29 protein-coding genes and 1 tRNA gene are annotated in these 26,210 nt (G+C 52.1%); 12 read left to right on the forward strand and 18 right to left on the reverse strand.

Annotation, left to right across the window (positions count from 1 at the left end):
- Positions 1-79 precede the first annotated feature (79 nt).
- Entirely contained in the window at positions 80-769 is a 690-nt protein-coding gene (locus tag C7B82_RS29380) for an ATP-dependent Zn protease (RefSeq protein ID WP_106260704.1), read from the forward strand.
- A 79-nt stretch (positions 770-848) separates the two neighbouring features.
- Here C7B82_RS29380 and C7B82_RS29385 read toward each other — a convergent pair whose 3' ends face one another.
- On the reverse strand, positions 849-1,751 hold the full coding sequence (locus C7B82_RS29385) for an alpha/beta fold hydrolase (protein WP_106260705.1): 903 nt from the start codon (positions 1,749-1,751) through the stop codon (positions 849-851).
- Positions 1,752-1,825: 74 nt separating this feature from the next.
- Here C7B82_RS29385 and C7B82_RS29390 point away from each other — a divergent pair, with 74 nt between their 5' ends.
- Positions 1,826-3,337, forward strand: coding sequence for a CIA30 family protein (locus C7B82_RS29390; protein ID WP_106260707.1), 1,512 nt, complete (start codon positions 1,826-1,828; stop codon positions 3,335-3,337).
- Between the two features lie 77 nt (positions 3,338-3,414).
- Here C7B82_RS29390 and C7B82_RS29395 read toward each other — a convergent pair whose 3' ends face one another.
- Positions 3,415-4,626: an isomerizing glutamine--fructose-6-phosphate transaminase gene (locus C7B82_RS29395; protein WP_146141309.1), complete on the reverse strand. Its 1,212-nt coding sequence runs from the start codon at positions 4,624-4,626 to the stop codon at positions 3,415-3,417.
- A gap of 43 nt (positions 4,627-4,669) precedes the next feature.
- Between C7B82_RS29395 and C7B82_RS31735 the strand changes: the two genes are divergently transcribed.
- The 3 genes from C7B82_RS31735 (at position 4,670) to hpnH (ending at position 7,054) form a co-directional block, all read left to right on the forward strand.
- Complete coding sequence (locus C7B82_RS31735) at positions 4,670-4,882, forward strand: hypothetical protein (RefSeq protein ID WP_146141310.1); 213 nt, start codon at positions 4,670-4,672, stop codon at positions 4,880-4,882.
- 64 nt (positions 4,883-4,946) lie between these two features.
- Positions 4,947-5,936: a hopanoid-associated sugar epimerase gene (gene hpnA / locus C7B82_RS29400; RefSeq protein ID WP_106260710.1), complete on the forward strand. Its 990-nt coding sequence runs from the start codon at positions 4,947-4,949 to the stop codon at positions 5,934-5,936.
- 95 nt (positions 5,937-6,031) lie between these two features.
- Positions 6,032-7,054 carry an adenosyl-hopene transferase HpnH gene (gene hpnH / locus C7B82_RS29405; RefSeq protein WP_106260711.1) on the forward strand — a complete coding sequence of 341 codons (1,023 nt, stop codon included), beginning with the start codon at positions 6,032-6,034 and terminating at the stop codon, positions 7,052-7,054.
- A gap of 110 nt (positions 7,055-7,164) precedes the next feature.
- On the opposite strand, the gene C7B82_RS29410 is transcribed toward hpnH, so the two are convergent.
- Positions 7,165-7,560: a hypothetical protein gene (locus C7B82_RS29410; protein WP_106260713.1), complete on the reverse strand. Its 396-nt coding sequence runs from the start codon at positions 7,558-7,560 to the stop codon at positions 7,165-7,167.
- 468 nt (positions 7,561-8,028) lie between these two features.
- On the opposite strand from C7B82_RS29410, the gene ahr reads away from it, so the two are divergent.
- The 4 genes from ahr (at position 8,029) to C7B82_RS29430 (ending at position 12,123) form a co-directional block, all read left to right on the forward strand.
- On the forward strand, positions 8,029-9,030 hold the full coding sequence (gene ahr, locus C7B82_RS29415; protein WP_106260714.1) for an NADPH-dependent aldehyde reductase Ahr: 1,002 nt from the start codon (positions 8,029-8,031) through the stop codon (positions 9,028-9,030).
- A gap of 314 nt (positions 9,031-9,344) precedes the next feature.
- A complete protein-coding gene (locus C7B82_RS29420) occupies positions 9,345-10,418 on the forward strand; it encodes a zinc-dependent alcohol dehydrogenase (RefSeq protein WP_106260716.1) in 1,074 nt (357 codons plus the stop codon).
- A 206-nt stretch (positions 10,419-10,624) separates the two neighbouring features.
- Complete coding sequence (locus C7B82_RS29425; RefSeq protein WP_106260717.1) at positions 10,625-11,137, forward strand: hypothetical protein; 513 nt, start codon at positions 10,625-10,627, stop codon at positions 11,135-11,137.
- On the forward strand, positions 11,137-12,123 hold the full coding sequence (locus tag C7B82_RS29430) for a hypothetical protein (protein ID WP_106260719.1): 987 nt from the start codon (positions 11,137-11,139) through the stop codon (positions 12,121-12,123). The genes C7B82_RS29425 and C7B82_RS29430 overlap by 1 nt, the downstream gene beginning before the upstream one ends.
- A 73-nt stretch (positions 12,124-12,196) precedes the next feature.
- Here C7B82_RS29430 and C7B82_RS29435 read toward each other — a convergent pair whose 3' ends face one another.
- The 4 genes from C7B82_RS29435 to C7B82_RS29450 form a co-directional block, all read right to left on the reverse strand.
- Positions 12,197-12,958: a hypothetical protein gene (locus tag C7B82_RS29435; RefSeq protein WP_106260720.1), complete on the reverse strand. Its 762-nt coding sequence runs from the start codon at positions 12,956-12,958 to the stop codon at positions 12,197-12,199.
- Between the two features lie 278 nt (positions 12,959-13,236).
- A tRNA-Ser gene (locus C7B82_RS29440) sits at positions 13,237-13,328 on the reverse strand.
- Between the two features lie 155 nt (positions 13,329-13,483).
- Complete coding sequence (mraY, locus tag C7B82_RS29445) at positions 13,484-14,578, reverse strand: phospho-N-acetylmuramoyl-pentapeptide-transferase (protein WP_106260722.1); 1,095 nt, start codon at positions 14,576-14,578, stop codon at positions 13,484-13,486.
- Between the two features lie 89 nt (positions 14,579-14,667).
- Complete coding sequence (locus C7B82_RS29450) at positions 14,668-14,910, reverse strand: DUF3134 domain-containing protein (protein ID WP_106260724.1); 243 nt, start codon at positions 14,908-14,910, stop codon at positions 14,668-14,670.
- Between the two features lie 377 nt (positions 14,911-15,287).
- Here C7B82_RS29450 and C7B82_RS29455 point away from each other — a divergent pair, with 377 nt between their 5' ends.
- Both C7B82_RS29455 and C7B82_RS29460 read left to right on the forward strand, forming a co-directional pair.
- Positions 15,288-15,872 carry a PAP/fibrillin family protein gene (locus C7B82_RS29455; RefSeq protein ID WP_106260725.1) on the forward strand — a complete coding sequence of 195 codons (585 nt, stop codon included), beginning with the start codon at positions 15,288-15,290 and terminating at the stop codon, positions 15,870-15,872.
- 35 nt (positions 15,873-15,907) lie between these two features.
- Complete coding sequence (locus C7B82_RS29460) at positions 15,908-16,804, forward strand: PD-(D/E)XK nuclease family protein (RefSeq protein ID WP_106260727.1); 897 nt, start codon at positions 15,908-15,910, stop codon at positions 16,802-16,804.
- Positions 16,805-16,937: 133 nt separating this feature from the next.
- Here C7B82_RS29460 and C7B82_RS29465 read toward each other — a convergent pair whose 3' ends face one another.
- Positions 16,938-19,028, reverse strand: coding sequence for a hypothetical protein (locus C7B82_RS29465; RefSeq protein ID WP_146141311.1), 2,091 nt, complete (start codon positions 19,026-19,028; stop codon positions 16,938-16,940).
- Positions 19,029-19,506: 478 nt separating this feature from the next.
- Between C7B82_RS29465 and C7B82_RS29470 the strand changes: the two genes are divergently transcribed.
- On the forward strand, positions 19,507-20,082 hold the full coding sequence (locus tag C7B82_RS29470; protein ID WP_106260730.1) for a GNAT family N-acetyltransferase: 576 nt from the start codon (positions 19,507-19,509) through the stop codon (positions 20,080-20,082).
- Between the two features lie 7 nt (positions 20,083-20,089).
- Here C7B82_RS29470 and purE read toward each other — a convergent pair whose 3' ends face one another.
- The 10 genes from purE to C7B82_RS29510 form a co-directional block, all read right to left on the reverse strand.
- Positions 20,090-20,617 carry a 5-(carboxyamino)imidazole ribonucleotide mutase gene (purE, locus tag C7B82_RS29475; protein WP_106260732.1) on the reverse strand — a complete coding sequence of 176 codons (528 nt, stop codon included), beginning with the start codon at positions 20,615-20,617 and terminating at the stop codon, positions 20,090-20,092.
- A 103-nt stretch (positions 20,618-20,720) separates the two neighbouring features.
- A complete protein-coding gene (locus tag C7B82_RS29480; RefSeq protein ID WP_106260733.1) occupies positions 20,721-20,990 on the reverse strand; it encodes a type II toxin-antitoxin system RelE family toxin in 270 nt (89 codons plus the stop codon).
- The gene (locus C7B82_RS29485; RefSeq protein ID WP_106260735.1) at positions 20,987-21,223 is read right to left on the reverse strand and encodes a hypothetical protein; all 237 of its coding nucleotides are present in this window, start codon (positions 21,221-21,223) and stop codon (positions 20,987-20,989) included. Before C7B82_RS29485 ends, C7B82_RS29480 begins: the two co-directional genes overlap by 4 nt.
- Positions 21,224-21,247: 24 nt before the next feature.
- Positions 21,248-21,445: a hypothetical protein gene (locus C7B82_RS29490; protein ID WP_245940157.1), complete on the reverse strand. Its 198-nt coding sequence runs from the start codon at positions 21,443-21,445 to the stop codon at positions 21,248-21,250.
- 69 nt (positions 21,446-21,514) lie between these two features.
- A complete protein-coding gene (gene polA, locus C7B82_RS29495) occupies positions 21,515-24,439 on the reverse strand; it encodes a DNA polymerase I (RefSeq protein WP_219904761.1) in 2,925 nt (974 codons plus the stop codon).
- Between the two features lie 119 nt (positions 24,440-24,558).
- Complete coding sequence (locus C7B82_RS29500) at positions 24,559-24,783, reverse strand: type II toxin-antitoxin system HicB family antitoxin (RefSeq protein ID WP_106260740.1); 225 nt, start codon at positions 24,781-24,783, stop codon at positions 24,559-24,561.
- Complete coding sequence (locus C7B82_RS29505) at positions 24,780-24,995, reverse strand: type II toxin-antitoxin system HicA family toxin (RefSeq protein WP_106260741.1); 216 nt, start codon at positions 24,993-24,995, stop codon at positions 24,780-24,782. Before C7B82_RS29505 ends, C7B82_RS29500 begins: the two co-directional genes overlap by 4 nt.
- A 50-nt stretch (positions 24,996-25,045) precedes the next feature.
- Positions 25,046-25,180: a hypothetical protein gene (locus tag C7B82_RS34480; RefSeq protein WP_281259065.1), complete on the reverse strand. Its 135-nt coding sequence runs from the start codon at positions 25,178-25,180 to the stop codon at positions 25,046-25,048.
- Positions 25,181-25,314: 134 nt separating this feature from the next.
- On the reverse strand, positions 25,315-25,542 hold the full coding sequence (locus C7B82_RS31740; protein ID WP_146141312.1) for a hypothetical protein: 228 nt from the start codon (positions 25,540-25,542) through the stop codon (positions 25,315-25,317).
- 93 nt (positions 25,543-25,635) lie between these two features.
- Positions 25,636-26,210: tetratricopeptide repeat protein (locus tag C7B82_RS29510; RefSeq protein WP_181357766.1), on the reverse strand; the 575-nt coding region annotated here is incomplete at its 5' end.

Raw genomic sequence — 26,210 nt, forward strand, 5'->3', positions numbered from 1 at the left:
TTGGTTACACAATCAACTATCGCCCCTGCCAATTCATTGCTAGGCTAGAAGTCAGCAACAAATATTAACAAACTGGTTTATGAATCAACTGTCGCTCAATCTGGTGGCGATCGGCATTTTTACCATCACGATGACGAGCTTGCTGGGACCGATGATTAGCGTGTCGCCGCTGGTGCCTGCGATCGCGGCCGCTGGCATTCTAGGACTGGCAACGTTAGACACCTTGAGCTGGCGTGGGCAAGGTTCAACGCTCATGCTTGACTGGTTGGCTGGTTTCTCGTCGGGACATCGCAATCGCGTCATCCGTCATGAAGCCGGACATTTTTTGGTCGCGCACCAGTTAAATATTCCCGCCACTGGTTACACGCTCAATGCCTGGGATGCACTCAAGCACGGTTATCCCGGTCAAGGTGGAGTGCGGTTTGACTCTGAAGAACTGGAGGCGGCGATTCAGCAAGGTCAGCTATCGGGGCAACTGCTCGATCGCTACTGCACCATTTGGATGGCAGGCATTGCGGCTGAGATGCTGATTTACGGCAACGTCGAAGGGGGCGCAGACGATCGCCAAAAGCTGAGAGGCTTACTTGCACAACTGGGCTTGCCGCCCGCTGAGCTGGAGCAAAAAGAACGCTGGTCACTCCTCCGTGCTAAAACCTTGCTTCAAGACAACGTTTCTGCCTACGAAGCGCTGATGATCGCGATGACTCAAGGCGCGTCAGTGGCAGAGTGTGGGGACGCGATCGACCAGCACTTGCCACAAACAGTTTAAAGGAGTGGATCCAGAAACCGAGTTTCTGGTCATTGTATAAACTTAGTTAGGATTCTTTGTAAAGAAACCCGGTTTCTGTTTAGCGCTCCGCCTCCAACTCTGGCAAAAACTGCCGCAACAACCCAATCACGATCGCGGGTTGCTCCAGATGGGCCAGGACGCCTGCATCTGACAGCCGCACAAAGGCTTTCACTCTGGATGGATTCAGACCTGCTAGTCGTTGACCGCTATCAGCGCTAATAAACTGTGCCTTTTCGCCCCACAAAATCACTGTGGGAACACGCAGTTGCGGCAGGTAGCGGGCAAGGTCAAAGTAAAGATCGCCACGCAAGAAGGCTAGTGCGGCGTCTTGGGCATTGGGTTGACGAGCCGATTCCAGGTACGCTTCGACCATTTCTTGAGAAATGCGATCGGGTTGGGCGAACAGAAACCGCTCCAAAAAGCTGCGAACGGAAATCTCAGTGGTTGCACCTAGCGTGTAAATGAGTTGGTCGATCAGCGGCGTATTGATGGCTTGCAGTGGCAATCGCCGTCCGGCATCTTGTCCAAAATCGGCAAAGCCTGATGGAGAGATGAGAAACAGCGCTTTCACTAAGGCAGGTTCCTGAATGGCAAGACGAATCGCGATCGCCCCAGTTAGTGAGGAGGCGACGATCGTCACCGGAGCCGTACACGTTTTTTGGATAAACTCTGTCAACGTGGTCAGGTAATCCGCTACCTGATAAGCTCGCGCTGGATGTGCTGACTGTCCCCATCCGATTAAGTCAGGCACCAGGACGCGATGCGAGTCCAGAAACGCCGGATAGACCTTCGACCATTCGTAGCCAGAAGCCCCACCGCCAAAACTATGCAAAAATAGCAATGGTGGTGCCTTGGGGGAAGGGATTGTCCACGGCTGACCAACGGGAGTGTAGTAAACCATTCGCCCTAGAGAGGTTTCGACAACCTGTTGTCCTATACCAGGGGGATGAAACTGCAGCATGGCAAACTCGCTACGATGGAACTACTGCGTTTTATCCTAGTGCGCTTTATCGAGGCATATTTCCACATAAGCTGATGAAAGCAACAAAACCCTCCTGGAACCCTGGCAGATTTTTGCAAACCCTCACCTATTTTGAGGTGATCCCAGTCTTGAACTGGTTTCAGCAGCTGTTTCAGAGTTCTACAGCCCCACAACCTACGATGACGACAACCGCTTCAGCCAATACTGTCCTCGTTGTGGGTGCAACGGGTGGTGTGGGTAAGCGCGTCGTTAAGCAACTGCACGATCGCGGCTATTCTGTCCGTGCCTTAGTGCGAGATTTAGAGCGTGGCAAAGCGATGCTGGGTGATGACGTAGATATCATCGACGCCGATATCACGCTTCCCGAAACCTTAACGCCTGCGGTTGTGAAGGATATTCGTGCAGTGATTTGCTGTACGGGGCCGCGTGTGCAGCCCAAGGAAGGGGATACGCCCGATCGCGCTAAGTACTACCAGGGCCTTAAATTCTACATGCCGGAAGTAGTGGGCGATTCGCCTGAAAGCACGGATTACCAGGGCATTAAGAATTTGCTTCACGCGATCGCCGATCCACTCAAAGCGGCTCAGACAAACGAAAAAATTCTTTTCGATTTCACCGACCACTCATCACCCGACCCCAGCCCCCCGACACCCCAACCCCCACTCCCTGCCCTCTGGGGCGCACTCGATGATGTCGTCATGGGCGGAGTGAGTGACAGCACCATGCGCCAGATCGATCACGCAGCGCTGTTTACAGGGAATGTGTCCACTGCCAACTCAGGTGGTTTCGCCTCCGTTCGCACTCGTAATCTGGAGCCTGCGCTGAATCTTTCGGGTTACGAAGGCGTGAAACTGCGCGTAAAAGGCGATGGGCAGCGGTACAAATTTCTAATGCGAAGCGATGACAAGTGGGACAGCATCGCTTACTCCCATTCCTTCGACACGACCGCAAACGCATGGATTGATGTACATATTCCCTTCAACACATTGATTCCGGCCTTTCGTGCTAAAACGCTCACCGACGCAGCACCGCTGAATGCCAATCGCATTTGTTCACTGCAACTGATGCTCAGTAAGTTTGAGTATGACGGCAATCTGAACCCTCTCTTTACTCCAGGAACGTTTGCGCTGGAAGTGCAATCCATCAGTGCGTACGGTAGACCGACAATGCCACAATTCGTTTTAGTCAGTTCCGCAGGCGTTACCCGCATCGATCGCCCTGGCATTAACCTCGATGAAGAACCCCCTGCTGTGCGCATGAATGACCAACTAGGCGGCATCCTCACCTGGAAGCGGCGTGGTGAAGAGGCTGTCCGCGAAAGCGGTCTTCCTTATACGATCGTTCGACCCTGTGCGCTGACGGAAGCAGACGGTGGCAAGCAGTTGACGCTTGATCAAGGCGATAACTTGCGAGGCGCAATTAGTAGAGATGATGTAGCGGCAATCTGTATTCACGCGATCGAACAACCGCAAGCCTGTAACCTCACCTTTGAAGTTAGAGCAGAAGACACCGATCTCGCCGTACATTGGACAACCCTTTTCGACCAGTTGCAGCCCGATCGCTAAGGAAAACGCCGACAAGCCGACAGCGGTAACGAGTTTGACTGTGGACAGAATAGGATGCGTCATAGTCGTCTGATGGCTCAATGGATCAGCGTCTTCGTGATGTTTCTAGGACGATCGACATCCAGACCACGCTGCACAGCGATCGCATACGCCAGCAATTGCAGCGGAGTCACGGTCAGGAAGGGAGAAAGCAGTTCATCGATGGCGGGTACTGTTATCTGGTGGTCAAATACGGCGCGATCGGATGACTCGGTGACATTCGTAATGCCAATCAGAGGTGCTCCGTTGGTCTTTGCCTTTTGAGCATTCGCAAGCATCTGATCATAAACATTGCCAGCAGGCGCGATCGCAATGACTAGCACCTTGGCATCCAGCAGGGCGATCGGCCCGTGCATAAATTCGCCGCCTGCATAGCCTTCAGCATGGATGTACGTTGTTTCTTTGAGTTTGAGTGCACCTTCGAGGGCGATCGCTCGATTCATACCACGCCCCAAAACAATGCAGTCTTTGACGTCCGTAAAGGTTTGAGCAACTGTCTGGATGGGTTCATGCTGCTGCTTGAGCGTCGTTTCGATCTGGTCGGGCAGCAATCGCAAGGCGGCGATCGTGTCCACTAATTGTTGTGGTGACAGAACACGACGACGCACGGCAAATGCCAACGCTAGACAGCAAAACACAACCAGTTGAGCCATAAAGGTCTTCGTTGCGGCAACCCCAACCTCGGCACCAGCCAGCGTCGGCAGGGTGTAATCCACTGCTTTTGTCAGCGAACTGTCAGGTTGGTTGGTGATGCCGAGTGACCAGGATTGCAAGGACACATCTGACTGTGATCGACGTTTCTTGGCAACCTCAATCGCGGCTAATGTATCAGCCGTTTCGCCCGATTGAGTGACGGCGATCGTCAACGTGTTTGTGGTCAACGGGAAGGGTGCAGAGACAAATTCGGATGCCGATCGGACTCTGGTGGGAATGCCCGCCAACTGCTCTAGCCAGTACTGCGCGACTAAACCTGCATGACGACTGGTGCCACACGCCACAATCTGAATCTCTGCCACAGCAAAAAGCGCCTCTGGAAAGGCAAGGTTAAACGGGGTAGCTGGCAATGCTGCATCCCGATCGCTGTTCCAATCCGGCTTGAGATATGTCGCCAAACATCGACGCACGACCTCTGGCTGCTCGTAGATTTCCTTCAGCATGAAGTGAGCAAACCCTTGTCGATCGTGCGGGTCAGTGTCAGCGTTTTGGATCGGTTTGTACGGTATCAACGGTAGCCTCAACTCGTTTGTCAAACAGCGCCATCACTATACCGTAACGAGTTGGTAGGAAGAGGTTGTGTGGCGATCGACCCTCTTACACACCATTACAACCATTCAGCTCACCTGTAAGGATTGGACGATCGCGCTTAGATTTTTACTCAGTCTGCACAATCGCATCCATGCAAGTATTAGAACAAGAGGAGTGATCGAAAAGATTGAGTTGGAGAGGGGATCGTGTCGTTCCTTCAACGAAGGAACGATTGTGGTTGTAGATACTAAAGAAGTCTGAGACTCAATTATTCAAAAATTATCGATTACGCCTCTCATCGTGAACAACTAAGTTATGCAGGGTTATGCAGGCATTCGTTACGGGTGGAACTGGTTTTATCGGTGCGAATTTAATTCGCTTACTGCTGCAAGAAGGCTATACGGTCAAAGCGTTGGTGCGATCGAGTAGTCGTTTGGACAACCTTCAAGGACTGGATGTCGCGATCGTTAAATGTGATCTGAACGATCCCAAACTGTGGCAGCACCTTCTCGGTTGTCAGTTTCTATTCCACGTCGCGGCGCACTACTCGCTGTGGCAGACCGATCGAGACGCGCTCTATCAAAACAATGTGTTGGGGACTCGGAATATTCTGGCAGCAGCGCAGAAGGCAGGCGTAGAGCGCACGGTCTATACCAGTTCTGTCGCAGCGATCGGGGTTGGCAGTGACGGCAAACCTGTGGATGAAACCCACCAAAGCCCCGTTGAGAAATTAGTTGGGCACTACAAAAAATCCAAATACCTGGCAGAGCAGGAAGCGGTGAAAGCGGTTCAGGCGGGGCAAAATATTGTGATTGTGAACCCCAGCAGCCCGATCGGCCCCTGGGATATCAAACCCACACCCACAGGTGACATTATTTTGCGCTTTCTGCGTCGGCAAATGCCCGCTTATGTCGATACAGGCTTAAATTTTGTCCATGTGCAGGATGTGGTTTGGGGGCATCTGCTAGCGCTGCAGAAAGGTAAGACGGGCGATCGCTACATTCTTGGCAATCAAAACCTCACGCTCAAGCAGTTGCTCGATCAGCTTGCGCAACTCACTGGCATACCTGCGCCCCAACGCGCCATTCCTGCCTGGATTCCGCTCAGCGTTGCCTGGATTGACGAACAAATTCTTGCGCCCCTTGGCAAAACCCCATCTGTACCGCTGGATGGTGTGCGTATGGCGCAGCAGCCCATGTATTACAATGCCACCAAAGCGGTTCAGGAACTCAGTCTGCCGCAAACGCCCATTTCTGAAGCTCTGCGCGATAGCATAGAGTGGTTTGTGAAGTATGGTTACGTGGGGAAACGCTAAAGGCTAAAGGCTAAAAATTCTGAGATTTTATCCTTTAGCCTTCATACTTCATCCTTTCCCCCACCCGTGTTCCCATTTCGAGGAGTGAAAAACGCATGGCAGTCCTTCTACAGCAGGCGATCGAAGTTGGTAAGTATATCGTCTCTCAACGTCTTAAAGGGCGCACGAAGTATCCTTTGACCTTAATGCTAGAGCCGCTGTTTCGCTGTAATTTGGCGTGCCCTGGCTGTGGCAAAATTCAACATCCCACCGAGATTCTGCGGCAGAATATGACGCCAGAGCAGTGTTTTACCGCCGTTGAAGAATGCGGTGCGCCTGTGGTCGCCATTCCTGGTGGTGAACCATTGCTGCATCCCCAGATTGATGAGATTGTGCGGGGCTTGGTCGAGCGCAAGAAGTACATTTACCTCTGCACCAACGGCATTTTGCTAGAGAAGAGCCTCGACAAGTTCACGCCCTCCCCCTATCTAACGTTCAGCGTCCATTTAGATGGTCTGCGCGAACATCATGACAAGTGTGTCGATCGCAAAGGCGTGTTTGATGTGGCCGTCAAAGCCATTAAAGCTGCCAAAGCCAAAGGCTTCCGAGTGACGACCAACACCACTATCTTTGATGGCACCGATCCCAAAGAGATGCAAGCTTTCTTTGATTTCATCGGCACTCTCGGTACGGATGGCATGATGGTCTCCCCCGGCTATAGCTACGAATGGGCACCCGACCAGGAGCATTTCCTCAAGCGCGAGCAAACAAAATCACTCTTCCGCGAAATACTGGCTCCGTTCAAAGCCGGTAAAAAGAACTGGAACTTCAACCACAATCCGCTGTTCTTAGACTTTCTCACGGGTGTCAAAGACTATGAATGCACGCCCTGGGGGATGCCAAGCTATAGCGTGCTGGGCTGGCAAAAGCCTTGCTACCTGCTCAATGAGGGACACTACGAAACCTTTCAGGAACTGTTAGACAACACCGATTGGAGCAAGTACGGACACTCTAGCGGGAATCCTCAATGTGCCGACTGTATGGTGCATTGTGGCTACGAACCCACCGCTGCTGTAGATGCTATGCAGCCACAAAACATGATGCGGGCGATCGGTAGCGTCTTTGGTGTCGCAAACTAAACTCTAAAAAATGAGAGGCAGGTGACTCAAATGACTCTACCGATGAGGGAAAAGAGTTGAGTCACCTGCCCTTGTAGCCTGGGTATGGTCCGGTGCTTTTTTTCAGAATGCTAACGTTGAGCGCGATCAGACAGATCGTGACCGACTTCATCAACGCCCTGGCGGACATCATCGGCCGTTTTACCAGCACCCTTCACATAGCCCGACCCAAACTCTTTGAAGGCTTCAGCGGATTCTTTGCCGATGCGCTTGAAGCGCTCACCAGGATTGCCTTCCGTTTCGCGCGCTTCCTGGTTCCACTGTCCCGTTGTTTTGGGTCGATCGGCATCATTCTGGTCAATGCGATCGCGGAGATTTTGGGGCAAGGCATTGTCATTTCGACCAGGATCGACATTCGTGGTTAGCAGTAGAAACCCAACGAAAACAACGGTTAAAAGTTGCTTTACTTGCAGTCCTTTCAGTAAGGATGTGATGTGAGCGATCGCTCCAGAAATCAAATTTGTCATACCGTTACTCCATCAATTCGTTCTCAATCTTTGCTGCCGTTTTAAACGGCTTTGGCTTGCTTCAACGTTTGCGATCGCAAACGAAAAATTTGAAATCGCCTGCAAGAAAGACATCTCAGCCAGTGATCGTCTTTCTTACAAACCAACGGACCCAAGCCAATGTGCATGCGTCAGCACAGCATTAAGACTAACGTTCAAAACGTAACGAGCCCTCTGACAAAAGTTATAGTTCGTTGCTCAGAAAGAAGCGATCGCTGCGGCAGAACGCCTCACATTGACGTACCAGGGCAAGCCGCTTGTTTGGGGCAATTTGGTCTGCAGCGATCGCACAAATCAGAGATCTTTGTATTCATGAATGAGCCAGGGCTGCTATCTGCATCTGTCGCTACTTTGCAGTTTTAAGTCAGCACCGTACAATAACTTGGTCACAAGGTCTATGCATGACACAGGCTACTAGAGGCTAAAACGATGATTAAAGCATATGCAGCGCATGAACCGGGTGGCGAACTAAAACCGTTTGAGTACGATCCGGGTGCGCTTGGTGCTCTGGATGTGGAGATCAACGTTGAATATTGCGGGATCTGCCACAGCGACCTGAGTATGTTGAACAACGAATGGGGAATCACGCAATATCCGTTCATTCCAGGCCATGAAGTGGTGGGGACGATCGGTGCGATCGGCGATAGCGTCACTACGGTCAAAGTGGGACAACGAGTCGGACTGGGCTGGTATGCCCGTTCCTGCATGAACTGCGAGTGGTGTATGTCAGGTGACCACAACCTTTGTTTGACGGCAGAGGGGACAATTGTCGGTCGACCCGGAGGCTTTGCCGATAAGGTGCGTGCCCATCATAAATGGGTCTTTCCTTTACCAGAACAGGTCAATCCAGAGGTGGTAGGGCCACTGTTTTGTGGCGGTATCACGGTGTTTAATCCGATCGTGCAGTTTGACATTCAACCAACCGATCGCGTCGGTGTCATTGGCATTGGTGGCTTAGGACACATGGCGCTGGGCTTTCTACGTGCTTGGGGCTGCGATGTCACTGCCTTCTCAACCAGTCCTGATAAAGAGGCAGAAGCTCGTCAGCTGGGCGCGAATCATTTCATCAACTCCCGCGATCCCGAAGCACTGAAAGCGGTGGAAAATACGTTCGACTTGATTATTTCCACCATCAACGCCGACTTAGACTGGAACATTTACATTGCAGCACTACGCCCGAAAGGCCGTCTGCACTTAGTCGGTGTCACGCCAAGCCCTCTATCCGTAGGCATTTTCCCGCTGATTCTCGGACAGAAGTCGCTCTCTGGCAGTCCCACAGGTAGCCCCGTCACCATCACCAAAATGCTGGACTTCGCTGCCCGTCACAACGTCGAGCCGATTACCGAAACGTTCCCCTTTGAACAGGTGAATGAAGCAATGGAGAAACTCCGCAATGGCAAACCACGCTATCGCCTCGTGCTAAAGCACTGAGGCTGGCTAGTACTAGCTGCAAACGCGATCGCAACATATTATCTCTACGAGGGGCACGGCATTGTCGCGCCTCATGTTTTTGGTTTGAATTAACACGTTTGAGGTTGAAACAGGCTTGTGATGCAGCCCAACCGATCGGCGAGGGCAGAACCCAACGCCTATCTGTGCAGAGTCCAACCAACGCTCAAGGAATGTGGGCTGCAGGATCTGTGCGCATCGATTAAGGATAGGCGATCGGCTTTGCATCAAATGCCTTCGGTAGATCGCGATCGGGTTAGCTTACACTGTGATCGTTGAAAGAGAGTTAAAGCGTCTTGTTAGCAGCACTACTATACGGCCAAGAAGATCTCCGCCTGGAAACAGTTGCAGAGCCGACTCCAGCAGAAGGAGAAGTCGTCATTCGGGTGGGAGCCGCTACAACCTGTGGGACTGACCTTAAAGTGTGGCGGCGAGGCGGACATGCCCGAATGCTAAAACCGCCGACGCTATTCGGGCATGAGGCCGCTGGTGATATCGTAGCGATCGGTCACGGTGTCACGCATTGGCACGTGGGCGATCGCGTCGTTGCTAACAATTCTGCACCGTGCATGACCTGCTTTTTTTGCCAAAAAGAGGAGTACTCGCTCTGCTACAATTTGCTGTTTAACAACGGCACCTTTGCTGAATACCTCAAAATTCCAGCAGCGATCGTGCAGCATAACCTGTTGCCGCTTCCTGATGGCATGCCTTATGCGTTGGCATCGATGACCGAGCCGCTGGCCTGTGTGTTGCATGGGGCTGCGCGATCGAATGTGAAGCCAGGCGATCGGGTTGTGGTGCTGGGCGACGGCGCGATCGGGCTGATGTTTGTTGCCGCCTTGGCATCCGGTCTTGGTGAATGGCATCACAGTCAGCGATCGGCGGTCAGCGGTCAGCCCTTTGGTGAAGTGATTTTGTTTGGCGGCAGCGAGCAGCGGTTGCGGCTTGGCAAGACGCTAGGAGCGGCAAAGACGTTCAACTATCGGCAAGTGGAGGATGTACCCGCGCTGGTGAAGTCAATGACAGAGGGCTGGGGCGCAGATGTGGTGATCGAAGCGACAGGCGTTCCATCCGTGTGGGAAATGGCGATCGCATGTGCCCGTCCGGGTGCCACAGTCAACCTCTTTGGTGGTTGCCCTCGTGATACCAGTATTACGGTGAACACAGAACGCTTGCATTACAGCGAATTGACTTTAAAGGGGGTCTTCCACAACACACCCACTCACGTTCGAGCCGCTTTGACCCTCTTAGCAAGCCGCGCGTTGCCGTTTGAGCACTTGATTAGCGAAGAGCAGCCACTGGCAAAACTGGGAGAGGTGTTTGAAGCCATGAAACAGCGGCAAGTGGTTAAAGTGGCCATCACTCCCTAGACGGTCATCGTTTCAATGGGTTTCGCACCACAAACCGAATTTTCCATCACGGGCATGTGACGCAATCAGTGAGGAGGCTTCAAACATGCTCTAAAACCGTCATATGAAATAGCTTGATCCAGAATCGTACATTTGTACTATAATACAAAAACAACGATCGCTTATTGGCTAATGGGAGCGATCGTTTCCCTCTTTTTACGACTCCTATGATTACCTCACTGAGTCTGCTAGAACGCGCGAAGCAAGGAGACGCTGGAGCGATCGCAGCCCTCATGAATGATGTCTTGCAGGCACAAGACGTTTGGGTGAAAGCGACATTAGAAAGTGACTGTCTCCAAGTCATGCTGAAGTCTCCCGCCGTTTTGCATCAGTTGACCTGCATCACGTTCATGCAGAGAGGCTTACTGCGGCTACAGCCAGACGCGATCAAGCAAGTTAGAGCGTACGCGTGGCGGGTCGGTGATGCGTTTCCGCTGTGGATTGCGACCTTTTCCCTGGAGCAAGATTCGTTGCTTCAAGGTCAACTCAAGGCCGTGATTGATCAACCAGCCAGCGCAAGTGCAGTTATGCCCTCAGGTGACGAGACTTCAGCTCCTTCGCAGCCATCAATGCCAACACTGACGTTGCCACCGCCGATTGGTAAACGGTCTGAGCTTTTCAAGCTGGGTTTTGTGATTGTGGCGATAACAATGGTTTACTTTGTGGTGACGGGCGTGTAATGACGGCCTTGATCGGGAATAATGCGTTTAAGGTAATGGTGCCAGGAGGCGCAGACTGGATGACGCAACCCGATCGACTGCAAACAATAAAGCAGCGTGCAAAACAGGGCGATCGAGTTGCCATCGCGCAGCTGATCAACTACGCTGTTGCCCACAAGGAGATAGCTGCAACAGTCGCGTTTAGCGCCAACCATCTGGAGATTAACCTGGAAGCACCCGTGATGCCCGATCGGCAGATTGCTACCACGCTCATTCAACGGGAGCTAATCAGCCTCCGGCAGGCAACAATTACAACTGTCACCATTAGCGGCAGGCAGACTGGAGCCGAGCAGCCTGCCTGGGTGCAGGAGCTTCAGCTTTCAGCAGAGCCTCTTTCCAACTCACCACAGCGATCACCTGTCGGCAAGCACCCCCGTCGAAAAGCATCATTCACCCTTACGTTCAGCGATGTGCGCCGTTTTCTGGCTCAGTTCAATCCTTTCAAAGCCGGATTCATCGGCCTTCTGAGCTTGTACGCTGTCTTCGGGGCATCGAACTATACGGTGGATGGCTTTTTGGACGGTAGCGATCGCATCATGATGTTTTTGCATGGCGTGAATTTGATCTTTCACGAAGCGGGACATACGATTCTGTCTGGCTTCGGCCAGTTTCTGCATATTCTGGGTGGTTCGTTGATGCAGATTATGGTGCCAGCAGGGATCGCAGGCTATTTTATGGTGACACGCCAACCCTATGCAGGAGCGATCGCGTTGTGCTGGATGGCGCAGAGCCTCTGGGATGTTTCGATCTACATCAAGGATGCTCAGGAGCGATCGCTGCCGTTGCTGGGTGGCGAAGGCGTTCTGCACGATTGGCACTTTTTACTGCTCGATTTGCACCTGCTAGCACAAGCTCAGCTGGTTGGCAGTCTCACGTTCTTTCTAGGATCAGTGCTGTACCTGATAGCGAGCGCAGGTGGTCTTTACTATTCGCGCCAAAAACTCTAAGGCAAAGCACTCTGAAAGGCAGATCGCTTCTGGTTGCTGGCTCCTAACTCCTGATTACTGACTCCCACCGACTCTACTTAAGAAACTCCTCAGCCGTTGCAGGCGCATTGGTACGTCGCTCTTTAGGCCGTTCTAGCTTAATTGGATTTTGCGGTTCCGGTGGAATGAGGAAGCGGTTGCCCCAACCACCATTAATATCTTGTGGGCGGATTGCAGGGGCTGTAGTGCCACCCGTGGGAAGGTCGATCGCCATCGTCTGGGTCACTTGAATATACTGCTGCCCATCCGCTGTGCCATGAACCAGTTTGCGAGAGAGCTGAATTTTCTGCTTGGCTAACTGATTTTCTAGTTGCTGTAGTTGATCGCTCCCATCCACTGGTGCGAGTGTTGCCAGAAAGACAACCTCACCCGCAGGGTTGAGAGAAAGCTTCAGTTTCGCCTGATCAAGCTGCCACGCTTCTTGAAAGCGCCCATCCCGAGCCGTCTCCCATAAGTTCAGGTTCGTCTGCCACCGTCCACCGCTCACTTCTGCCGGTTGGTAAGCGAGGATGGTATAAGTCGGACCAGGATTGAAATTTTTTGAGGCTTGGCTGGCTGGATAGAGATAGCGAATAGCAGCGACCATTACCTGGCTTTTCTCAGGCAGGTTGGTGTTTCCCGCAAGCGTATAGACTCCCGGCAACTGCTTTTCTACAGTGAATTTCAGGTTGATGTCCTGCAAGGGTTTAGATTGCAACAACCGAGTGCATCCTGTACCCAAGAAGAGCACTAAGGCAATACTGAGCCACGGCTGATACCAGGCCGCCATGAAGCAAGAGCGATCGTTGTTCGACATCATCCACGCCGTTTATTTACCTTTATAGCTATAGCCACACTGGCTAGGACGGGATGCACGGGTGGAACCTCTGGCTGGGGCACACCCCACTCCACCTTTGATCCCAATGTCCTAAGCTTTGTGGCAACCGCTATACATGCATTCGAGCAAGGCAAACGTAAATCCGGTTAGACGGCAAAAATGCACGAGAAACTCATAAAGCGTTAACGAGACGTCTCTCCTCTAGCAAAGGAAAATATCTAGAAGAGGCCATCAAGCCTTAGACAATGCCAATAAAACGGAGAGGGAGGGATTCGAACCCTCGGTACGGTCTTACGATTCGTACAACAGATTAGCAATCTGCCGCTTTCGACCACTCAGCCACCTCTCCAGGTGATGGAACATCATCATAACAGATCTCGCTCTACCAACAACAGCCCTTCACAGCCACTTTGATGGTCAACGCATTAAAAAAACTAATGGGCTCTAAAAAGAGCGCAAAGCCTAGAACTTTGCGCCCTCAATGTGGAAAAGCGTGTCCGTCAATCAACACACGGCGAGCGTGACAAAGGATAGCAAGCCAGCAATCACATAGAAGGCAGCCACGATGCGCGTCTCAGACCAACCAGAAAGCTCCAGATGATTATGGTAAGGAGACATTTTGAAAAAACGCTTGCCAATGCCATCCGGCCCTTTGGTTGCCTTGTAGTAGCCGACTTGGAGCATGACCGAAAGGGTCTCAATTAAAAACAAACCGCTCAGAATGAGTAGTGCAAAGAGACTGTTTGTCAGTAGCGCCACACCAGCCAGGGCACCACCCAACGCCGTTGAACCTGTGTTGCCCATAAAGACTCTTGCTGGGTTGCGGTTGTGCAGTAGGAAACCAAGGCAGCTACCGCTCAAACAAGCACAGAAGAGCATTAATTCCGGTGAGGTTGGCCCGATGAGAGCGCCCAAACCAAGAAGCGCGATCGCCACCGTACCGCCTGCTAAGCCGTCCACACCATCTGTGAGGTTAGTCGCATTGCTTTCTGCCGCCAGCACGAAGACCGCAACGACCCAGAAGAAAAACCCCAGCGGCAACATGAAACCAAGGGGCAGCGCGACGGTTGTAATCGTTGCTGGCTGAGTCCAGGCTAACCAGAGACAGAATAATGAACCGACTCCAACCTGGAGGAGGAGCTTCATCCGCGGCGTAATGCCTTTGTTCGAACAACCACGGATGATTTGCCAATCGTCAATCCAGCCGATCGCGCCATAGGCAAGGGTAAGGACAGACACTGCAACTACCGAAGCTGAAAACCCAGACCAGATCAGCGCTACCAGCAAGGCGACGGGTAAAAAGAAAACACCACCCATCGTCGGTGTGCCAGCCTTCTTCAGGTGAGATTTGGGACCGTCTTCGCGGATGACTTGACCCGCTTTGAGTGCCCGTAGAGAAGGGACTGCCCAAAAACCAAGACCCGCTGCCGACACAGCACAGAACCAAAATGGTAGAGTCAGAGAGAACACCTGCGCTAGCGATCGTCCGGCCATTTCATCGGCAATCAGAGCGAAGGTACTGAGACCGATCGTTAAGAGTACGAACAGGCGCATCCCTGACAGATTTAACGTTTGAGTTGAAAATAACTTAGCGTCCACTAAACTCTCACTTCACTCCACACACTACACACAAGCGCTCACTGCCACAATTCGGAAAAGACACCTGAAGTTTAGCAAATCAGGTCAGCCTAATCTTCTAGCTCCAAATCATCATCATCGTCATCGTCAATGTCAAAACTGTTATCTTCGCCTGCCATCAAAGCGTTGAGTTCTTCGCCATCGGCCTCCAGGTAACTCACTTCCTGGTTATCACGCGCCAACAAGCGACCTGTGTTCTCAAGCCAGTCCAAGATGGAGGCTTCTTGTTTGAGCGGGATTACGGCGGCTCGTTGGCTACGAGGTTCTTCACGAAGAGAAGGATTGTAGGTCATACGCATTTTAGGGTTGAACTCAGTCGTGCGATCGAGTCTATGCAAATCCTAGAGACACAATCAACACGACAGCTACAGACTTTACGGATGAAACAACCAGAGTGTATCACCATAGAAAAGAATTGCAAGAGTTTTTTAGTCACACAACTACTTTTTGGCTATTCAAGCATACTGCACGCATAAGCAAGCAATATAGATACTTGCCTTAACTTGCCCGCTTTACTTTAAACTTTCGCCCAGTTCTTAAATCTATCAGTAAGAAAATGAGGTTTTTGCATGAATCATCGCCTGCTCGGAGGCTACACCTTCTAACGTTCCCGTAAGACATTGATCGAATCGAGTCCTTGCTTAAGTCGTTGCTCTGGAGATTGACAGAAATGATTGGTAAAGCGGCATTGTTGCAGGCGATTGCCGGTAAAAATCGTGGCTTACTGGCAACCGCTAGCGATCAGCAGGCCATTGGCGTCGCGATCGCTCAGCTAGAAGGGTATAACCCCACCCCGAGACCGATTGAAGCCAGCCATCTACTGGACGGCGACTGGCGTTTGCTGTACACGACTAGCCAGGAGCTTTTGGGCATCGATCGCGTGCCGTTGGTCAAATTAGGGCAGATCTATCAGTGCATTCGAACCGCAGAAGCGAAGATTTACAACATTGCTGAAATTAGCGGGTTGCCCTATCTCGACGGTTTAGTCAGTGTGGCGGCTCACTTTAGTCCGGCTTCCGAACGGCGAGTCGATGTCAAATTTGAACGGGCCATTATCGGGCTCACGCGGCTCATCGGCTACCAGTCGCCCGATCGCTTTATTCAAGACATCGAAGCAGGCAGAAAGTTTGCAGCGATCGATTTCAATATTGGCAATCGTGATCGGCAAGGCTGGCTCGACATTACCTATCTCGATGAGGACATGCGAATTGGGCGTGGCAATGAAGGCAGCGTGTTTGTATTGACGAAGGGATGAGGGAAAAGGCTAAAGGCTGGATGAGGGATAAAGTCATGAGGGATCAAATAGACAAGACTGTAGGAAGGCAATCGGGGGAATCTTTAGCCCTTAGCCCTTATCCTTTAGACTTTCCCATCCGCCTGTCTCAGTCGCAGTTGAATCGCCTTTCTGTCTGTCCGCGTAAGTTTCAGCATACGGATTTAGAGCAGTTGGCGGCTCCGAGCGAACCAGATCAGCAAGAGCGGCAGAATCAGGGGACTCGGTTTCACCTATTGATGCAGCAGTGGCTGTTGGGCCTGCCTGTCGATCCGTTGGTGCAAAACGACCCTCAACTGCAAGCCTGGTTTAGTGCGTTTATGGCAGTGGCTCCTAAAATTCTGACGTTGGGGGGCGATCGACCCGCTTGGGGACAAAGTGAATATTCACGTACGCTGCAATTGGAGGGTTATTTACTCACAGTGGTATACGACCTGCTGCTGACCAATGACCAGCAAGCACAGATTCTGGACTGGAAGACCTATCCGCGCCCACAAAACCCACGCTGGCTGCTGCAAAATTGGCAAACGCGGCTTTACCCCTTTGTGCTGGCGGAAACGAGCGATTACGATGCCGATCGCATTGCCATGATCTACTGGTTTTTTGAGTCAGGCGAGCAAGCCCCGGAAGCTCGACGCTTCAGCATTGCCTACGATGCGACTCAGCATGAACAAACCCGCAAGGATCTCATTCACTTGTTGACCCAACTGACAGGCTGGCTAGAGCGCTATCAGAATGGTGAACCCTTTCCGCAGGTATCTCTGGAATCAAAAGAATGCGATCGCTGTAGCTTTGCCATCCGGTGCGATCGGGTTGCGCTGCGGGATGAAATCCAACCGTCACTATCGGAGACCGATCGTGCCCATCGGTTCTCGTTACCTGATATTGGTGAAATTCAGGAAGTGTCTTTATGAAACAGCCGTCGGTAGAAAGGGTGCAGGCGTTGGGCTAAAGGCAAATCAACTCAAAGGACGAGCGATGGAGATACGGGAATCATGTCTCTTCACCGCTCGTTAACTGCTTGACGCCTGATCTACTGTCCAGCCTCTACTCAGAGAGTTTGCTGTACTTATGACCACCATACGCCATCATTGCTTTGGACGCAGGATGGTTGCCGTGTTGGGCGATCGCTTCCTCGACACGACTAACCCCTGCTTTCAAATGTTTGGCATTGCCTCCCAGAGCCACAAATTTACCCACTTCCTGATCCAGAAGCGTAGCCGCCACTTCGTTATCAGCCTCGGAAGTGGGATAGTCTACCCAAAGCTCCAGATTGGACTGTACACCACAGGGAATGCCAGCCTGATTCCAGCGAATTTTAACTGCAATGGTGTGCTTGCCGGGTTCAGTGAAGGCAAAGCCCTTTGAACTCCAGAATAGAGTTGTCTCAGCCTTGCGCTTCTTCCCTGGCTTCAGGTCTTTAATGCTTCCTTTGTCTGTTTGAATCACAAAAGAAGACATCCGTTTTGCACTTCCATCTGTTTTAATCACGGTGATTTCGGCGTGCTGAGCTTCGATGCTAATGTCACTCGGCGTTGCGATCGCTTCCTTCGTGTTGTTGACTAACTCCCAACTTAAAGGCAGCGGCTCTCCCAGTTTCACGCGCTGTTTCTTGACAACCAACTTCAGCTCCAGAACCTCAGACCTATAGAAATACCGATCGACATCTACCTCTGGAACGGTAGAACTGTGCCCGGTTCCAAAGGTCATACCGCCCGGACGTACCACGGGATCAGGGAAATGAATCAAGTGGTGTCGAACGTGAGCGTTAAACCGCAGCGCGATGTTGTCAGGGAACACACTTGGATCTCCAGTAGTCGCTCCACCAAGGACATCGGCAACGCTGGGTGATGTTGTCATAATCGAGTTATCCGCTCCAGGCTCACCAAATAAGGTTATTTCCTGATGTTGCTGGTTAAAGCCATGCCCAACTTCGTGACAGGCACTGCGTAGAAAGGCTCGCGCCACGTCCCGCTGCTTCTGGTTGGTTGCAGTGCCGAAATTGGATGAGTCTGAATCTGGGTAGCCATCGTCCGAAAAACTGGCAACGCCTTCACGGGGGACTTCAATCGTGTCATACATGACTCCTCGCCCACAACCCAGGTGAGCAGGCACAACGAGCAGGTGCATGCGCCAATCTCGATCGAGATTGGTGGCCGGATTGCGTACCGAGAGCATCAGAGCGTGAAGATCGGCAGATGACCAGCAATTGGTCGCTGTCACTCCTGCGGGCACAGGAATACTCGTCTGATCATAAATCACGTTCAGATCCCAGCCTGCGGTTGCAAAAACGGTCTTGAAGTCCTCGGTGCCGCTGCCTGAAGTAGCTGGCACAGCCTGTGGTGCCACTGAACCTGTCAAGGTATCAACTTCGACGGTAGCCCTGCGGAAGAAGGGCGAAACCCAACTCATTGAGAAGGTGCCTTTCTCTACCCCAGTTTCGTACAGTTTGCCCTCAAAGTATGGACCTGAGAGACCGACAGGTGAAGCCTTGGGTGAAAGCACTGCTGTCACCGTGCGACTTGGCGTGGTCGGGAAAGAGCCGTCGAAGGAACCAGCAGGGGGTTGGGTATACCGATATTCGTCAATGGTGAGCGTGAGATGGCAATGTGCGGTTGTAATAACAGGACTAAATTGAACGTTTGTGACCTTTAAATACGAATGGTACCGATTCCTTGGATGAATTGGAATCTCGGTTGCATCAGCAGTATCCATCGACGCGATCGCGGGAGTCGTGGATCCTGGTAATTGAGGCAGCCTTGGATCAGGTATAGGAATGGGGAGAGAAGGAATGGGTAGAGGAATAGGAATAAAGAAGCGAAACCGATATAAATCACCGCTCACAGTGAGACCACCATTCGCTTTATCAACCCGCATCGTGCCTCTGTAATAAGTCAGAAACTCGGAATTGGGGGCGAAGGTAATTTGGTAACAGCCTTCCTTTAGATCAATGAAGCAGAAATGCCAGGGTGGAATTGGAAAGGGGGATGGTACTGGAGAGAGAATTGGAGACGGTATGGGTGGAGGAACAACTGGAGGTTCTACCGGAACTTCTAAGTTGAGTATTGGCTCCGCCATTGGGACAAACACAGAACTGGTCGGTGGTGGCGATGTATGATCCGTTGTGTCATGTGTCATTTTAGTACTCTCTATTCGTAGTGAGGGTGTATCCAGTAGACAGTTGATGCTGAAGCGAGTCTGAATCGGAACACAAACTGAATTGTTGACTGAAGCGAAGCCAAAGTTGTTGATTTTAACTGATGATTTTGACTGATGAAGAGGCGTCTTAGCTCGATGAACTAACCTGGTCTACTGCCACCTTGATGCGCTTATCGATCGCTAGCCAAAATGAAGCTTGAGCAAGCATGTCTGTCTGTCTTTATTCTTTGAGAAAATAGTCAAATTCCACAGTACCCTTGAGGGTACTTTCCTCAGGCACTCGGTTTACCAAGGAGATTTCCGAGAAAAAATATGCCGTTTGGTACGGGCAGGCTTTGCCAAAATCTTTGCCTCTAGCTGATCGCTCTACTGTCAAACCTGCCCATAGGGGCATTTTGTTTGCTAGAAATCTCCTAAGTAGCTGGCTCCTCACTCTTCACTCCGTCCCAACCGCTCCATGACAGACATCACCAAACCATCCGACGAGCCACAACTCGCGATCGAAGTGCGCGAGATGGAAATCGATGACCTTGCGCCCGTCTTCCATTTGGGCGAGACCCTCTTCACCAGTGACCTTTACCCTTACATTTACCGCACCTGGGATCAATGGGAAGTGATTGGGCTATATAACACTGACCCAGAATACTGCCTGGTTGCTGAAGTACAGGATCAACTAGCGGGTTTTATCCTGGGCACCATTATTAACAAATCATCCTGGACGTATGGCTACATCATCTGGCTTGGTGTGAATCCTGCCTTTCATCGACGCGGCATTGCGGACAAACTGGTCGATCGACTCGTTGAGCGCATGATCGACGATGGCGCACGGTTCATGATGGTGGACACCGACCCGGAAAATGCGCCAGCGCTGAAGTTCTTTGCCCGCAAAGGCTTCGGCAATATGCGTAAGCACGTCTACTTATCAATGAACCTGAGCAAGCACGAATACTACGGCAAACTCATCGCCTACGAACGCGAAAAAGCCGAACGCCAGGTCTGGAAGCGCCCCAAAAAGCGATCGCCCAAGGCTTAAGCTAACGTTACAGCCTCATCTCCTCATCCAGGTAGCGCTTATAGCCCTTTTCCTCTAGCTTTGCCTGTTTTTCAATCACTATCTGAGCAAGACTTTGGCGATACTCCTGCACTTTTTCAAGCAGTGCCGGATCGTGGGTTGCCAGAATTTGGATGGCGAGGAGTCCGGCGTTACGGGCATTGCCGATCGCCACGGTTGCAACCGGAATCCCTGCTGGCATCTGCACGATCGAGTACAGCGAATCTAGTCCTTGCAGGTGGCGACTGATGACGGGTACGCCAATGACAGGTAGGGGCGTGAGTGCTGCCACCATTCCCGGTAAGTGAGCCGCACCGCCTGCACCTGCGATGATCACTTTCAGCCCTCGTACATGGGCTTGCTGAGCGTAATCCACCATGCGTTCTGGTGTGCGGTGCGCTGAGACGATGCCAATTTCGCAGAGGATGTCAAATTCTTCGCAAGCGACGATCGCGTCCTGCATGGTGGGCAAATCTGAATCGCTGCCCATGATGATGCCGATGGGGGGAGAATTCATTGGAAGGCTAAAGGATGAAGGCTAAAGGATGAAGGCTAAGGGATAAGTTTTGAGTGAATGCAATTTCTCACTTAAAGCAGCCAATTATATTGGATCGATAGCGTTATAACCGCTGAAGCAACTCGTTGTATTCTGCATGTGCGCCAATCCAGAACCAGTAAAGGCGATCATTTTCCAACAAGCCGAGAACTCGGTAGTCTAAACTCACACGCGCCGAGTAAATTGGTTGGCGCTGGCTAACCCGTTTGAATTGAAGACTATTGTGATAAGGATCTGAACGCCAGAGTGCATAGGCTTTTGCAGCTTGTTCTTGAGCTGATGCAGGAAGTCCGTCAAGCTTCTTGCGGAATGCTTTCGTGACGCTTGATTTCACAACTCAGGCTGAGAGGGAAAAACTTCAGCTAGAGGTGTGGTATCACCAGCAGTAATTTCCTGTCGTACCGTTGCTGCTATCCGATCCCACTGATCGTTTGTCGTCGCTTCAAATTGTGCTTTCCATGTCCGCTCATCCTCTATCTCAGCCAGGAAACGAGCCGCGATCGCATCTTGCTCTTCAGCAGGTAAAGTCTTTAATTGGGCGATCGCCCGTTCCAGCAATTCAGTCATCGTTGTCGTCTTCCTATGTGGATGTCACAGTTCTCGATAATGCCCAGTTTCAAATTCAGCGATCGCCTCTTGCGCGAATGCTTCTAATTTCCCGCCTGCAATATCCTGTTCGATTTGTGCATCCCAACGATCGTAATCTAGATCAAAAAACCAAAGTCTTAGTCTCTCAAACTCTTGAGAAGGCAGCGAGAGAATTGCATCTTCAATGTTCTCAAGTGACATCAACTGTTACCTCTCTGTTCTTGCGGAAATTATAGCTTTGCTGGCAAAGGCAATACCTCAGCAGGCTCACTACTTTGTCTCCATCCAGTTTTCGCCAGAGTGGATTTCGACGACTAGCGGAATGGATAGCTCGACTGCTGATTCCATTGTGGCTTTGATTTTGGGTCCCAGTTCTGTCCATTCGTCGGGGGGCATCTCGAAGACGAGTTCATCGTGGACTTGGAGTAGGAGTCGTGCCTGATATGGCTCGATGAGGTCGTGGAGTTTTGCCATCGCAATTTTGATGATGTCGGCGCTGGAACCCTGGATGGGCGCGTTAGCAGCGGCACGGAGCGATCCGGCATCGTACTGGTCGCGGAGTTTGAGCTTGGTGAGGTCGATCGCCCCTGGTTCCGTTCCTCTCAATCGCTTCAGTGATTCGCTGGCAAAGTTGAAGTAGCGGCGGCGACCGAGGATGGTTTCGACATAGCCATTGGCGATCGCTTCTCGCTGCATTTGCTGGAGGTATTCAAAAACTTTGGAGTAGCGTTCGTTGAAGCGATCGATAAACAAGCGGGCTTCGCTAGATTTTACGCCTGCTTCTCGCGCAAACCGTTGGGCACCCATGCCGTAGATCACGCCGAAGTTGATGATCTTCGCCAGCCGTCGTTCTTCGGAGTTGATGTCGTCTTTTTCGAGCAGCAGTTTGGCGGTGAGTGTGTGAATGTCGCCGTTTTGCCGATAGGTGTCGAGCAGGACAGGCTCCTGGCTCAGATGCGTCAGAATGCGGAGTTCGATTTGGGAATAGTCTGCTGCGACCATCACCCAACCGGGTTCGGAGACGAAGGCTTTGCGAATCTGGCGGCTGAATGCCGTGCGGATGGGAATATTTTGCAGGTTGGGGTTGGAGGAGGAGAGTCGCCCCGTGGTCGTGCCCGTCTGATTGAAATCGGTGTGGACGCGATGGGTGTCTGGGCGCACCAGCAGCGGCAACGCATCGACGTAAGTGGACTTCAGCTTACTCAGAGTGCGCTGCTCCAGAATGGCATCAATGACGGGATGATCCCCTTGCAGTTTTTCCAGCGTGGCAGCATCGGTGGAGAAACCCGTCTTCATGCGGCGTGATTTTTTGGTGTCGAGTCCCAGGGTGTTGAACAGCAAATCGCTGAGCTGTTTGGGTGAACCGAGGTTGAACTGCTGTCCGGCGACTTCGTAGGCTTGTTTTTCGATCGCCGCCAAATCGGTTTCCAATCGCTGAGACAGTTCCTTAAGATAGGCAACGTCAATCCGCACACCGCAGTATTCCATTTCTGCGAGAACGGGTTCTAGCGGTTGCTCCACGTCGAGCAAGAGGCGATGCAGTGCGGGAATGGGTTCTAACAGGGCGCGAAGTTTGGGCACCAGCAAGAAGGTGGTGTAGGCATCTAAGCCGCAATAGTCCGCGACGGCAGGAACCGGGAGATCGGCGATCGTTTTCCCTTTGGGCACCAGATCTTTGTAGCTAAGAGCGGTAATGTTCAGGTGTTTGCCGCTCAGTTCGGTCAGATTGTGGCTGTCATCGGGGTTGAGGACGTAGCTTGCCAGCATGGGATCGAAGATGACCCCTGCCAGTTTGATGCCCTGACAGCGCAATATGAGGCGATCGAACTTGGCATTTTGCAGCGCTTTGGGATAGTCGGCGCTTTCGAGAATGGGGCGCAATGCCTCTAGCGTGGCAGCTTTATCGAGGTTGCCGCCATTAGTGTGCCCCAGCGGAATGTACGCCATGTCTGACAGTTCGGCACCCCAGCAGCAGCCAATGCCCACCAGATCAGCATCGCGTGGTTCGAGCGCGGTGGTTTCAGTGTCCCAGGCGACGGGGATGTCAGGGCTGGTGAAGGTTCTCAGGCGATCGATCAACTCCGTCAGCTTCTCAGGCGTATCGATGATGTGCGGCGTAATGGCAACGGGTAAGACCTTTTGTGCGGCAACGGTATCGTCGGCGCTGAAGAACCATAGATCGCCATCCTCTCGCTGTGAGGGTGTGACAGTAGCCTTTGCGATTGAAGCCGTAGCGTCTGAGGCTTCCCCGCGCTGATCGCCGCTGAACTGGCGATGGACTTTCTGGATGCGATCGATAAACGTGCGAAATTCCAGTTTTTCCAGCAGCTCATTCACCGCTGTTTCGTCAAAATCGCGGATGCGGCACGACTCCCACTCGATCGCCAGCGGCACATCCAGATGAATTTGCGCCATCCACTGCGAATGACGCGCTTCGTCTTTGCCTGCCTCTAGCTTCTGCCGCACCGCACCCTTGATTTGATCCAGCGACTCGTAAACTTTTTCCAGGGAGCCGTAGGTGGTGAGTAGCTGCACCGCTGTTTTGTCGCCAATGCCCTTCACGCCCGGAATGTTGTCGGAACTGTCGCCGCAGAGGGCTTTGTAGTCCACAACCTGCGACGGCAAGATCCCCATCTTCTCCTTCACCTGCTCCACGCCAAATTCTCTGGGCGGAGGCGTGCCTTTGCCGTAGACGGTGCTGAGGTAGAGGACTTTCGTGGTGGCTTCGGCATCGACGAGTTGGAACAGGTCACGATCGCCACTCAAAATCTTGACCAGAAAGCCATCCGCACTTGCCCGTCGCGCCAGCGTCCCGATCACGTCATCCGCTTCGTAGTTTTCTGCGGTGAGAATGGGCAGGTTCAGCGCCAGCAAAAGCTCTTGCAGGTTCGCAATATCGGGGATGAAATCCTCCGGCGTTTCGGCTCTGCCTGCCTTGTAGGTGTCGTCGGCTTCATGGCGAAAGGTTTTTTCGGAGAGGTCAAAGGCGATCGCCACGTACTGCGGTTTCTCCGCCTCCATCGTCTCCAGCAGCGCTTTCAGAAAGCCAAAAGAAACGCTGGTAGGGATGCCGCTTTTCGTGCGAAGTCCACCATCGCGCCCTTTCGCAAAGGCAAAGTAGGAACGGAATGCCAGCGAATGCCCGTCGATGAGGAGAATCAGCGGTTTGGTTGAAGAGTCAGCAGGAGAAGCCAAGGGAATGCCATTGAATGAGACAAAATCTATTGTAAGGAATTCAGGCGATCGTCGTTGGCTTAGACCTCGGAGGTTTCATGCAAGTCCAGATGCAAAAACCGGGTTTTCGTTCTTCTGCCTCAGACAGCCTGTAATGACGTGCCAAAAACGTTCGGCTCCGGTAGCAATTCACCCTGCTTGACAGCAGATTCAACCAATAACTCCAAAACCTCTTGAGCATTCGTCAAGGCTTCGCTGTAGGTTTCTCCATGCGTGTGGCAGAACTCTCCCCACTCAGGCAGGCTGACGACGTAGCACTGATCCTCGTCAGACCACTGAATAATGATCGTGTAATGGCTCTTCATGCGTCCTCCTGGTTAATTTCTTTCAATCGTTTCAGCACATCGTTTACATCCTTCTCCTGATACCGTTTGGCATCGTCGCCATCGCTACCTGATAGGGTTAATTTGCCAGGTAGCAACGGATGAACCCATTTGGTGTGGCTACCCTTACCAGGTTCATAGGTAAAGCCTGCTTTCAACAAAACGCTCTTCAACTCTCTAATCTTCTTTGGCATTCCCTACATCCCACTCCCTATACCCTACCCCCCCTTGTCTCTGCACAGGTTTAGGAATGATAACCGTGTAGCTCATGAGGCTTGTTCAGACCGATCGACGAGTCCTGAAGCGTCTGATCTTCTCCGGCTCCGTAGGCTCTCCGCGCCTCTGTCACTTCTGCTAGCATCGTTGGATCGTGCTCCACAAAATCTATTGTAAGGAATTCAGGCGATCGTCGTTGGCTTAGACCTCGGAGGTTTTCAAAACCTCCGAGGTCTTGGCTATTGCTGCGATCGCTGGAGCCAGTTCAGAAATAGCTCGACCTGCTTTAGAGATGGCTCAACTCAGTGCAAAGACTGCTCGACTCAGTGCAACGATGACTCGACTGAGTTCAAAGACCACTCGATCGAGTTCCGCATCGACTGGAGCGATCGTTTTAATGACTGGACTGAGCGCTGCTACTCGCTCATCCAGGTTCTTCAACCACTCAACCAGGCTCCGAGCTGACTCGTCTTCTCTTAGAGACGGCTCAACTATATCGCAGGCTTGCTCAGCTATACAGTGCACTAGCTTCAGGGCGATCGCTCTTTAGACCTCGGAGGTTTGCAAAACCTTCAAGGTCTGAACTAAACTGGCTACGAATCATTTGACAAGTCCGGCTCACGCCTCAACCTCGACCCCGTTTGCTTGTAATACTTGAAGCGCGGTTTCTGCATAGCGTTGCACCATCGGAACCTGGGGAAACTGCTGGGTGATTTCCAACGCTTCGGTTGCCAGGGCGATCGATCGCGCTTGATCTGGGGTTGCTTGCAGGTAAAAAATACTGAGGTTGATCAGGGTCATCGCGACGTCAGGCAAATAGGTGCGCGGGTTCGACTCCGCTAAGGTGCGCCGAATCTGCAACGCCTCTTCATAGCTGCCTTGCGCCGTGGCATAGTCATTTTGATCCGATTGCAAAGTCGCCAAATTGTTCAGGGTCATCGCGACGTCAGGCAAATAGGTGCGCGGGTTCTCCGCCGCTAAGGTGCGCCGAATCTGCAACGCCTCTTCATAGCTGCCTTGCGCCGTGGCATAGTCATTTTGCGCCTGTTGCAAATTCGCCAAATTGTTCAGGGTCATCGCGACGTCAGGCAAATAGGTGCGCGGGTTCGACTCCGCTAAGGTGCGCCGAATCTGCAACGCCTCTTCATAGCTGCCTTGCGCCGTGGCATAGTCATTTTGATCCGATTGCAAAT

It is taken from the genome of Stenomitos frigidus ULC18 (assembly GCF_003003795.1).
Lineage (GTDB): Bacteria > Cyanobacteriota > Cyanobacteriia > Leptolyngbyales > Leptolyngbyaceae > Stenomitos > Stenomitos frigidus_A.

Coding starts and splice junctions, on each gene's coding strand:
- C7B82_RS29380 (WP_106260704.1), top strand. CDS start 80: ATGAATCAACTGTCGCTCAATCTGGTGGCGATCGGCATTTTTACCATC.
- C7B82_RS29385 (WP_106260705.1), bottom strand. CDS start 1,751: ATGCTGCAGTTTCATCCCCCTGGTATAGGACAACAGGTTGTCGAAACC.
- C7B82_RS29390 (WP_106260707.1), top strand. CDS start 1,826: ATGAAAGCAACAAAACCCTCCTGGAACCCTGGCAGATTTTTGCAAACC.
- hpnA (WP_106260710.1), top strand. CDS start 4,947: ATGCAGGCATTCGTTACGGGTGGAACTGGTTTTATCGGTGCGAATTTA.
- hpnH (WP_106260711.1), top strand. CDS start 6,032: ATGGCAGTCCTTCTACAGCAGGCGATCGAAGTTGGTAAGTATATCGTC.
- C7B82_RS29410 (WP_106260713.1), bottom strand. CDS start 7,560: ATGACAAATTTGATTTCTGGAGCGATCGCTCACATCACATCCTTACTG.
- ahr (WP_106260714.1), top strand. CDS start 8,029: ATGATTAAAGCATATGCAGCGCATGAACCGGGTGGCGAACTAAAACCG.
- C7B82_RS29425 (WP_106260717.1), top strand. CDS start 10,625: ATGATTACCTCACTGAGTCTGCTAGAACGCGCGAAGCAAGGAGACGCT.
- C7B82_RS29430 (WP_106260719.1), top strand. CDS start 11,137: ATGACGGCCTTGATCGGGAATAATGCGTTTAAGGTAATGGTGCCAGGA.
- C7B82_RS29435 (WP_106260720.1), bottom strand. CDS start 12,958: ATGTCGAACAACGATCGCTCTTGCTTCATGGCGGCCTGGTATCAGCCG.
- C7B82_RS29450 (WP_106260724.1), bottom strand. CDS start 14,910: ATGACCTACAATCCTTCTCTTCGTGAAGAACCTCGTAGCCAACGAGCC.
- C7B82_RS29455 (WP_106260725.1), top strand. CDS start 15,288: ATGATTGGTAAAGCGGCATTGTTGCAGGCGATTGCCGGTAAAAATCGT.
- C7B82_RS29460 (WP_106260727.1), top strand. CDS start 15,908: ATGAGGGATCAAATAGACAAGACTGTAGGAAGGCAATCGGGGGAATCT.
- C7B82_RS29465 (WP_146141311.1), bottom strand. CDS start 19,028: ATGACACATGACACAACGGATCATACATCGCCACCACCGACCAGTTCT.
- C7B82_RS29470 (WP_106260730.1), top strand. CDS start 19,507: ATGACAGACATCACCAAACCATCCGACGAGCCACAACTCGCGATCGAA.
- purE (WP_106260732.1), bottom strand. CDS start 20,617: ATGAATTCTCCCCCCATCGGCATCATCATGGGCAGCGATTCAGATTTG.
- C7B82_RS29485 (WP_106260735.1), bottom strand. CDS start 21,223: ATGACTGAATTGCTGGAACGGGCGATCGCCCAATTAAAGACTTTACCT.
- C7B82_RS29490 (WP_245940157.1), bottom strand. CDS start 21,445: ATGTCACTTGAGAACATTGAAGATGCAATTCTCTCGCTGCCTTCTCAA.
- C7B82_RS29500 (WP_106260740.1), bottom strand. CDS start 24,783: ATGAAGAGCCATTACACGATCATTATTCAGTGGTCTGACGAGGATCAG.
- C7B82_RS29505 (WP_106260741.1), bottom strand. CDS start 24,995: ATGCCAAAGAAGATTAGAGAGTTGAAGAGCGTTTTGTTGAAAGCAGGC.